Annotated in this window: 6 protein-coding genes; all 6 read right to left on the bottom strand. The window is 45.6% G+C overall.

Annotated features, from left to right (window positions below):
* Nucleotides 1–157 precede the first annotated feature (157 nt).
* Nucleotides 158–1,216, bottom strand: coding sequence for an AMP-binding protein (locus CLV25_RS14895; RefSeq protein ID WP_131840462.1), 1,059 nt, complete (start codon nucleotides 1,214–1,216; stop codon nucleotides 158–160).
* 97 nt (nucleotides 1,217–1,313) lie between these two features.
* Entirely contained in the window at nucleotides 1,314–2,360 is a 1,047-nt protein-coding gene (gene menC / locus CLV25_RS14890; RefSeq protein WP_131840461.1) for an o-succinylbenzoate synthase, read from the bottom strand.
* 84 nt (nucleotides 2,361–2,444) lie between these two features.
* A complete protein-coding gene (locus CLV25_RS14885; protein ID WP_131840460.1) occupies nucleotides 2,445–3,356 on the bottom strand; it encodes a 1,4-dihydroxy-2-naphthoate polyprenyltransferase in 912 nt (303 codons plus the stop codon).
* A 243-nt stretch (nucleotides 3,357–3,599) separates the two neighbouring features.
* Nucleotides 3,600–4,658 (bottom strand): mannose-1-phosphate guanylyltransferase, encoded by a 1,059-nt coding sequence (locus CLV25_RS14880; RefSeq protein WP_131840459.1) that lies wholly within the window; start codon nucleotides 4,656–4,658, stop codon nucleotides 3,600–3,602.
* Nucleotides 4,659–4,810: 152 nt separating this feature from the next.
* Entirely contained in the window at nucleotides 4,811–7,684 is a 2,874-nt protein-coding gene (locus CLV25_RS14875; RefSeq protein ID WP_449369356.1) for a bifunctional fucokinase/fucose-1-phosphate guanylyltransferase, read from the bottom strand.
* A gap of 294 nt (nucleotides 7,685–7,978) precedes the next feature.
* The gene (locus CLV25_RS14870) at nucleotides 7,979–9,139 is read right to left on the bottom strand and encodes a GDP-L-fucose synthase family protein (protein WP_131840457.1); all 1,161 of its coding nucleotides are present in this window, start codon (nucleotides 9,137–9,139) and stop codon (nucleotides 7,979–7,981) included.
* Between the last annotated feature and the right edge of the window lie 46 nt (nucleotides 9,140–9,185).

Genomic DNA, 9,185 nt, shown 5'->3' with positions numbered 1-9,185 from the left:
AGAGGGAGGGATTCGAACCCCCGGAGGTTTGACCCTCAACGGTTTTCAAGACCGCCGCAATCGACCACTCTGCCACCTCTCCGAGGACAAAAGTACACCCATTTTTCTTTTCTGCAAGAGGATTACAGGGTTGTATATTTTCTTTTTTTTACTAAGACTACAATTCCGTCGCAAAGATCAACATACGAAGGGCAACCCTATCTATTTTACCGTTAGGTGTAAGCGGGATTTTACCCACACGAACAACCTTTTTTGGGGTTTCGTAGGGCAACAGTATATCCTTGTAGTTAAGTATAAAATCGCCGTTACCTTCCACCACTAGCACTACCTTTTCGCCCAGCTGCCGATCGGGAAGCCAAGAGATCGCAAAGGGAACATTCGAGCAGCCGCTCAGCTTCGCCTCTACCACTTCTGGCGACACCTTCACTCCTCCTGTATTAATAACATTATCCAATCGGCCTAGTATCTTAAACGAACCATCAGGGGATATTTCGCCAATATCGTTTGTTTCCAACCGAGTGCTGGCAACAAGTGGCGCATCAATCACCAAGCATCCCTCTTCGTTAAGGCTTACAGCTACATTTGGCATCGGATAGTAGGCATGCTGTTTACCGCTGCCATTTAACCTCCGAAGGGCAACATGAGATACGGTCTCGGTCATACCGTAGGTGGAATAACAAGCAACGGTAAGGGGCTCTAGCATTTTCTTTAGGTCTGATGAGATAGGGCCACCTCCTATGATAAGCTTACCTATACGGTTAAGCGAAAACACAAGATGCCCCGACGATGCAAGATTAAAGACCTGCATTGGAACCATTGCGCAAAAGGTGTAGTCCTTGTCGATAGTTGGAGTTCCGCTTGGTTCCACAAGCGTCAAGTCTAGTCCGGCAACCATAGCACGCACCACCATCATCTTACCAGCAATGTACCCGGTAGACAGACAAAGCAAAGCGCTATCTCCCGTTTGTAGGCCTAGGGCGTTGCAGGTCATTCGGGCGCTGTTAACCATATGCTGCTTCAGCACCCTAATCTTTTTTGGCCTTCCGGTAGATCCCGATGTATAAACCTCCAGATACTCCTTATCGTCGAACCATTCGCCTATAAACGTCCAAAAAAGTCGAAGATACTCCTTTGGTGAACTTTCATTTTCAGATACCAGATCAAGGAGTTCCCCTCTACTGTATGTACTCCCGTTTAACGTTAACGTATAGTCCATAATATTTGATTTGCGATATGAGATGTGAGATTTGGAATTTGAAGTTACTAGTAGTTCCCTCACTACTCACTACTCACTACTCACTACTCACTACTCACTACTCACTACTCACTATCCCATTCAAGTTCCACACACCTCCATTTCGGTACATCAACTCTTGGCCATCGATGTACAAAGGGGAAACGAAGTTATTTGTAAAAAGCATCCCAGTTCCCAAGCCTTGCGGCATGGTAACGCCAAGCGATGCACACCACTGCGCAATAGCATTTAAGCCAACATTTGATTCTAGAGCCGAGGTAATCCACCAGCCGATGTTTCTCTCCGAGGCAAGATCAATCCACTCCTGCGATCCCATTAATCCACCGTGAAGGCTTGGCTTAAGAATAGTATAGTGGGGATTAATCTCGTCAAGCAAAAGCCGTTTTTGAGATGGGGTATTTACGCCAATCAACTCCTCGTCTAGGGCAATTGGAATTGGTGTTTTTCTTACCAAACAGGCCATTTCGGCAATCTGTCCGGCACGTATAGGCTGTTCTATAGAGTGAATGGTGTATTTAGCAAAGTCCGATAGTCGTGTAAGTGCATTTGCAGGCGTAAAGCCACCATTTGCATCCAGGCGTATCTCCAAATCGTCGGGAGCAAACCGCTGCCGTATCCGTTTAATCAGGTCTAGCTCCTCGTCAAAATCAATTGCCCCCACCTTTAGCTTAAGGCAGCGAAAACCTTTCTCAACCTTTTCGCCTATCTGCTGAAGCATGTACTCGTGAGTGCCCATCCAGATTAGCCCATTGATGGTTAACCCCTGTTCACCTCTTGAAAAAGGCGTATCCCATAGAATATGATTCGTAGAGTGTAAATCGCGAAGCGCCGTTTCAAAGCCAAAAAGGATAGAAGGATATTGCCGAAGTTCCTCTAGGTCGAAACCTCCATCACGTTCGATAATCCTGCAAAAATGGTCGATTCGCTCCTCGTAGTTGGGCAAATCGTCGCAGCTGAGATTAGGCAACGGAGCACACTCGCCTACTCCTACCCTACTGCCATCGCGCAAAACAATAAACCACGATTTACGAATATTGTACACCCCACGCGAAGTTCCGGCAGGGCGTGCAAACTGGAGCGTATATGGAACAACGGTTGCGTTCATCTTTTAGATATTAGATTTGAGATGTGAGATTTGGAATACTAGTAGTACCGGTCTACTCACTACTGACTACTCACTACTCACCACTTAAATCATCGACAAATATAAGCCAGCGCTATACAGCAGCACAAATACAAAAGTCGATAGCGATAGCTTCTTTAGATAGGGATCGAGCATCGCTGGATCTTTTATCAGCACTATTTCCTTAAGATCGCGGACAAATAGAAAGACTGAAAGAAAGGGAAGCAGCATCCAGCAGCATTGAAAGTAGGCCACCGTATGAATCAATGCAAAAAGCAATCCACCCCCAATTAGTCCAATATGATAAAGCTTTGCCCTATTAAATCCCAACCTTACGGGAATAGTTAGTTTCCCCGAGTTGCGATCGTTTACTATGTCGCGCATGTTGTTTAGGTTTAGCACCCCTACGCTAAACAGTCCAACAGATGAACCAAGAAGCCAAGCCCCCCAAAACACCTGCTGGGTGCTAAGAAAATAGGTTCCTACAACACCTGTAAGCCCAAAAAATATAAATACGAAAAGATCGCCCAATCCACGATAGCCGTATGCCTTTTCGCCAACCGTGTACTTTACCGCGGCAGCAATACAGCCAAGACCTAATACGATAAAAAGAAGTGTTTTCCAGATAGCAATACCCTTTGTTCCTACAAACACCAACGTTAAGCCCGATGCTAACGCTAGCAATGCCATTACCACCATTGCCTTGCGCATTTGTGCAGGGCTAATCTCACCACTTTGAACCGTCCGCTTAGGGCCTACCCTATGCTGATTATCGGTTCCTTTTTCTGAATCGCCGTAATCGTTGGCAAAATTTGAAAGTATCTGCAAAAAAAGTGCTGTTACCAACGCCAATGCAAGAATATCCCACCTTGCCTGAAACTCGAACGCAGCCAGCGCTCCTCCTAAAATAATGCTGGATAGGGCCAACGGTAACGTCCGCAGACGTGCAGCCTTAAGCCACGATTTAAAACTTGACAATTGTACCATATTTTAGATTCGACCCGTAAAGGTAGAAAAATTGACTTAGACGCCAGATTGTACGCTATTTATTTCGAGATGCAAAAAAGCGCCACCGAAGACCACTTCGGCAGCGCTTATATAAGATTTGAGATACTAATATCAAGACAGGGATAATGAAAACATGAAAGATGAAAAATCTAACCTCTCGGTTCCCTTTTCACCTGATCGCTAGTTCACTTTTCCCTATTCACTTCTCCCTAGTTACTTATTCAGAATCTCCAATACCTTCTTTATGTTTTGGGCATCGGCCTTATTGCAAATAAGCAGCTGATCTTTTGTGTCTACAATCACTAAGTCTTTAACGCCTAAGGTTGCTATTACCTTTCCTTCCTGACCAAGAATGATATTGTTCCCAGCGCTAACCTCTACAACCGTACTACCTTTAACAACAGAACCTTGCTCGGTCTTCTCGAAAACATCGTCGAGAGCAGGGTAACTGCCAATATCGTTCCATCCAAAATCAACAGGAATTACAAAGGTGTTGTCGAACTTCTCCATAATACCAAAGTCGATAGAGATTTTTTCAAAGGTACCAAAGAGTTCGTTTAGCTCCTTGTTGGTATGATCGCGCTTGGCTTCGCCCAACTTTCCGATCTTCTCCAACGTAGCAGCGTGCTTAGGCAGGTACTTTTCGAATGCGCCCATCATGGTATTTATACCAAAGATGAACATGCCGCTATTCCACAGGTATCTTCCTGACGCCACATACTCCTCGGCACGATGTAGGTTTGGCTTTTCCCAAAAGCGAACCACACGAGTTGGCTCACCAATGTAGCACTCTTCTGTTTCGAGGTATCCGTAGCCGGTTTCGGGCTTGTTTGGCTTGATACCAAGCGTTACGATTGCCCCTTTTTCCTCAGCAACCTCAGCTGCGGTAAGAATACGCTTGCAGAAGTTCTCCTCATTCTTTATAAGATGATCGGATGCCAGCACCACCATTGTAGCATCGGGGTACTTCTCGCCTATTACCACCGAACCGAATCCGATTGCAGCAGCAGTATCCTTGAAGAGAGGCTCAATTATGATATTCTCAACAGGTAGCATTGGTAATTCCTCTGCTATTCCCTTAGCCTGAATGGCATTGGTGCCAATAAAAATACGCTCAGCAGGAACGATTGGAAGAATGCGATCTACAGTCATACGAATGAGGCTGCGATTCTCATCTACCAATTTAAGAAGCTGCTTAGGCTTTTCGCGGGTCGAGAGCGGCCAAAAGCGCTCGCCCGAACCTCCCGCCATAATGAATACAGTTAGCTGCATAACTTTATAACTTTATCAAACACGACAATAATAGGAGCGCCAAGGTAGTGATTTTGGGATGAAAAAGAAAAATGAGATATGGAAGCCCCTAATACAAAGAAGAGCTGCAAAAGTTGCAACTCTTTTTGCCCTATTAAACATTATCTTCCGAACTAGCTTCGAGTTACCAGAAAGCCTGTCTTCGATACGGTCATCTCCACAAAACGTGCTTTGCTATTTATCGGGTTTGCCTCTAGGTGTCCCCTAACACGTGCGGCTGCTTCTAGATCCTTTGCAACCATCAGCATAAAACCGCCGCCTCCGGCTCCCAGCAGCTTAAATCCAAGGAGCTCGCTGCTTACGGGTTCAACTATCTTTAGGATATCAGGGGTGCATGTACCGCTATCGAGCGCCATATTCAACTTCCACGACTTGGCAACCGAACTGGCAAGCAGAGCGTGGTCGCCCCGCATGATGGCCTCAAACACATCGCCGGCATGCTGCTTAATTTTTCCCAGCGTATTCAGGTGCGATGAGGAGTTAAGAAACATTCCTCTGACGATTTCCGCTAGAATTTTCTTTGCCGTGCGGGTTATTCCGGTATAGTATAGTAAGAATGTCCCTTTGGTTTGTGGCGAGTCAAACAAATCGGTAGGCAGCCAGCGCACAACCGGCGTTTGCTCGAATCCGGGAGTCGTTTCAATCAACTTAACGCCATGAAGAACTCCGCCTACCTGATCCTGCCAGCCACCTCCAGTGGTAAGCAGCTGCTCCAACGCAAGCGTCTTGCTGCAAATCTCGAGCTTATCCCACTCCAATCCGCAGAAATTGGAGAGCGTACCCAACACCGTTGCGGCCAATATCGAGCTGGTGCCCAATCCTGAGCCTTTTGGCACTGCAGAGAGGATGGATATCTCGATACCGGAACCGAAGTCATCGAGCAAATCTTGGAGGCTCTGATGCTGTACTGCCGAGAATCTACTATGGAATCCTGCCAGGCAAAGCGCTGCCTTTGGAATGCTAAAGGGCGATCCTACAACATTAAACTGCTCCAACTCTTCGAAGGATGATATCACCTCCTTTGCCCCTAGGTCGATGGAACTAATAACAATTCGCCTTTCTTCGGATGGCTTTACGAACACCTGAATTGGCGGCTGTCCGTTAATCTCAATGGCAACGTTTACCACAGCCCCGCCGTTGGAGAAGCAGTACGGAGGGGTATCAGACCATCCCCCGCCAATATCGATACGTAAAGGGCTACGCCCCCAAACAATCTGATCGTCTTTTACGCTAAGCTTCGGATGGACCTTGCTTGCGGTATGCGTTTTTAGCACGCAACGCTGCAGTTCTGTAAAAGCCTCCTCCTCGTAACTGTCTATAGCCCCGCTATAGTGGCTGATCCTCGATCGAAGCATTAGGTCGCCAACCTTCTGCATTCCACTAACGCCTTCCAATTCCGGTATAACAACGCTATTCTTAGCGCAAATCTTAGCAAGATTATCCAAATCGAGCTGGTAGAAGACGCTATTCCTATAGTTCTTTGCCAGCTGAGGGATTGCCTGAACCATCAGTTCCTCACGTTGAGCGTAGAGCCTTTTCAGATTGGCTTTAGCGCATATTTGCGATGCAGAAATCCGCTCCGAGCCTAGGTATAGCCGCTTGTACTCTTCAGACAGTGCAGGCTCATCGCTCACCAGCCACTCTACAAATCCTCCATCAACATCTTTTATATTGATAACAGGGAATAGAGGGTACTGCTGAATATCAACACCAAGTTCTCCGTCTATACTGATATTTCGTTTTGCAAACCAATCGGCTAAAGGATGGTTTAACCACCTAGTTTCGACAGAGCATACATCACCTTTAAACTCATCATTAAAGCCGTAAGGACGGATTACGTGAAGATCGTCCTGAATAGGTACTACGTCCAAGCAGATACCTGCTGGCAGCGTTAACGACCAGCTATTTTTTGGGATGCCGGTTAGTATATGCGAATTCGATATCTTCCATGACGAAGGGAGATAGGAATTCTCGAACCATAGATGCTGATTGTTTGAATCTAAAGTAATGCCGCTATCGCAATTCTGAATAAATATTGATGGATGAGGCTTCACCTTCTTATGCCATATCTCGCGCTGATCGACAACAAGGTTCTGCAACCTTTCGGTAGATTCAATAAGTTCGCTATTTCTCCCAAAGTGGTAGAATTCGCCATTCTCGAGCGTTACTAGCGCTACGCTTAAATCAGCCAGTTTATCATCTATAGCAGTTGGATTTTCGCCAAGCGCTAAGCCAAACTCGCTGTATAGGTCGTAGTTCTTGGGGGTACCACCTTCAAAGCCTTTGGTTGCTGAATACCATCCGCACTTATCCATTAAGCGCCTTACAGCCCTATCACTTAAAACCCAAATGCCAATATCTAAGAGGTAGTGGTAATCTCGGCAATGCTCAGCGATCTGGCTATTGGTTGGCTTTTGAAGCATAAAGGATAGCTTTCCGCTTCCATCAGTGGGTGTAAAAAACACCCCATGGTTTGCAGCCTTTTCGGGAGAACCCCATAGCCCAAAGCAGATTACATCGGCATCGGGGAACGATGGCAACCCGCCGCTATTCCGAATAAGTACATCGCCACTTGCAATAAGCGTATTTTGGTTGCTGTTGGTGTTAGCCATTATCTCTTCCAATAGCGGAAGCTGAATATCCAGCAGGTTCTGGTTAATGGCTTGCCCTCTTCCCCATCGAAAAACTGGAATCGGAGCTAGTATTTTTCCGGTATGCGCATAGGCAGGTAACCTTCGGCTCTCGCCTCCTGCGTGTATAACTATTTTCTTTTCGTTTACAATCCAGCTATCAAAGTTAGCATTGCCCGACTTAAAATAGGCTTCTGCCAAAAGGTTTGCTGTACCACCCCCCGATCCTATCTTTTTTCCTTGAGGATCGGAAGTTACAAACCAAGACTCCTCGCTACGGTTCTCAACACCGTAAAACGACTCGGCAGCATTATCGGGCAACGTAAGTAAATACTTCATTTCTAATTCAATTTTTATTTTAACACTAGGCAATGGCTTCCAATTAGAACAACAACAAAGATGAAATAATGAAAAACCCACCCCTTCCCCTCCCAAGGAGGGGATAAAGAGCCCTGATTATTTGTTACAAATCTTCACAGACATTCTTCATTGCTCTCTAATTTGGTTTTCCGACCTAGTTTAACGTCTACTCTACTTGGAGTAAGCAAAAATGAACTTGCCAAATGTACGCAACAAAACCTTCAGATAAAACATAAGCGCCTAGGGAAACCAAAGGCGCTTTTGATGTAGTACTTTATCAGCAAATAACAACTAAGAGATATACCAATCGTACATCATCTTAACGCCATCCTCAATCTCAATCTTGTGATGCCAACCCAAGGAATGCAGCTTAGATGGATCGGTAAGCTTACGCATAGTACCATCGGGCTTATCGGAGTTAAAGACAATCTCACCACCAAAGCCAACAACTTCCTTTATACGGTAGGCCAAATCTCTAATGGTTATCTCCCTACCAGTACCAATATTGATGTGCGTATTACGTATTTCCTGCGAATTGCTCGAGTTGCTACGAATTTCGCGAACTAGGTCGTCAAAGTTGACGTTCTCCATGCAGAAAACGCTGGCATCTGCCATCTCCTCGCTCCAAAGAAACTCTCTCAACGGGGTTCCAGTTCCCCATAATTCTACGGTACACGAATTGCTCGAATTAGAACGAATTTCACGAATTGCCTCTTGGTTTAATCCGTCTATATTCGCGTAATTAGCATAATAAACTCCGTACTTAGCCAGCACCCTAAGGATATCTAATTCTGCTGCATCACCAGATACACCTTCAACAGGGCGTTTGTTCAGATCTTCGCGCAAGGCATCCCAATCGTTATTGAATAGGCACTTGCCAAGGTGCATCTTACGAATCATAGCAGGCAGCACGTGCGACTTCTCCAAATCGAAGTTGTCGTTTGGACCGTATAGGTTGGTTGGCATTACCGCTATGTAGTTGGTTCCGTACTGCAAGTTGTAGCTCTCGCACATCTTTATGCCTGCAATCTTTGCAATGGCGTAAGGTTCGTTGGTATACTCCAATGGAGATGTCAGCAATTCGGTTTCCTTCATGGGCTGCTGAGCATCGCGAGGATAAATACAGGTACTACCAAGGAATAGCAACTTCTTTACGCCATGCAAATAGGCGTTATGAATGACGTTATTCTGTATCTGCAGATTTTGGTAGATGAAATCGGCACGGTAAATGCTATTTGCCATAATTCCACCAACCTTAGCAGCTGCAAGAAATACATACTCGGGTTTCTCTGCTGCAAAAAATTCCTCGACAGCCTTCTGATCGCGTAAATCTAGCTCCGAAGAGGCGCGGCCTACAAGGTTAGTATAGCCCTTAGCCTGTAAATTCTTCCAAATGGCAGAACCAACAAGCCCCTTGTGACCGGCAACGTATATTTTAGATGTTAATTCCATTTTTTCTATTTCTCGATTTCTTTTGAATTACACGAATTATTGCGAA

This window comes from Acetobacteroides hydrogenigenes (genome assembly GCF_004340205.1).
In the GTDB taxonomy this organism is placed as follows: domain Bacteria; phylum Bacteroidota; class Bacteroidia; order Bacteroidales; family ZOR0009; genus Acetobacteroides; species Acetobacteroides hydrogenigenes.
The sequence above is the reverse complement of the archived record's forward strand: the minus strand, read 5'-3'. Positions and strand labels throughout refer to the sequence as shown.

Bases quoted from the DNA above. Each gene is read 5' to 3' on its own strand.
- CLV25_RS14895 (WP_131840462.1), bottom strand. From the start codon at position 1,216: ATGGACTATACGTTAACGTTAAACGGGAGTACATACAGTAGAGGGGAA.
- menC (WP_131840461.1), bottom strand. From the start codon at position 2,360: ATGAACGCAACCGTTGTTCCATATACGCTCCAGTTTGCACGCCCTGCC.
- CLV25_RS14880 (WP_131840459.1), bottom strand. From the start codon at position 4,658: ATGCAGCTAACTGTATTCATTATGGCGGGAGGTTCGGGCGAGCGCTTT.
- CLV25_RS14870 (WP_131840457.1), bottom strand. From the start codon at position 9,139: ATGGAATTAACATCTAAAATATACGTTGCCGGTCACAAGGGGCTTGTT.